The sequence below is a fragment of the Natronococcus sp. JC468 genome, assembly GCF_012163165.1.
Lineage (GTDB): Archaea > Halobacteriota > Halobacteria > Halobacteriales > Natrialbaceae > Natronococcus > Natronococcus jeotgali.
On the sequence record NZ_JAAVUO010000119.1, the window covers coordinates 1 to 576 of the forward strand.

Here is a 576-nt window from a genome sequence, read left to right on the forward strand (position 1 = left end):
CGATTAAAGAGGTCGGCAAAGTCGGAAGCTTTGTCGGCCTTTTCTTGATTACGGATATACCGTCTGACGACCTGCTCATCGTGCCCAGCCGTGGACACGTAGTATCCCCGCGCCCAAAAGTGATAGCCTTTGTAGCGCCGTTTGCGGGCATATTTATTGGCGATGTAGAGCGCAGTCTTGCCCTTCAAAAAGCCAACCACATGCGCAACTGAATACTTCGGCGGGATCGAGATCAACATATGCACGTGGTCGGGCATAAGATGCCCTTCGTGGATCTCGCATTCCTTTTGTCGAGCAAGCCTATGCAAAAGCTCACCCAATTCACGACGCACGTCCCCGTAAAGGCGTTTCGTCCGGTATTTGCTTGCAAAAACGATATGGTACTTGCAGTCCCACGTCGCATGCGATTGCGATCGTTCTTCCATAAAACCTCCGTTTAACGTCTCGTCCGCGCTAACGGTCCAAGCCGGAGGTCTCTCCACTACGATGTAGAACTCGTCCAGTCCTCCACCGTAGGTGGAGATTTACTTTGATTACAAGAAAAAAGCGCCCCTTTGGAAGGGACGCTTTCCAATC

Annotated in this window: 1 protein-coding gene; it reads right to left on the reverse strand. The window is 51.6% G+C overall.

The window, feature by feature from the left end:
• The coding region (gene tnpA, locus GWG54_RS20640) for an IS200/IS605 family transposase (protein ID WP_167939498.1) at window positions 1–425 on the reverse strand (425 nt) is incomplete at its 3' end.
• Between the last annotated feature and the right edge of the window lie 151 nt (window positions 426–576).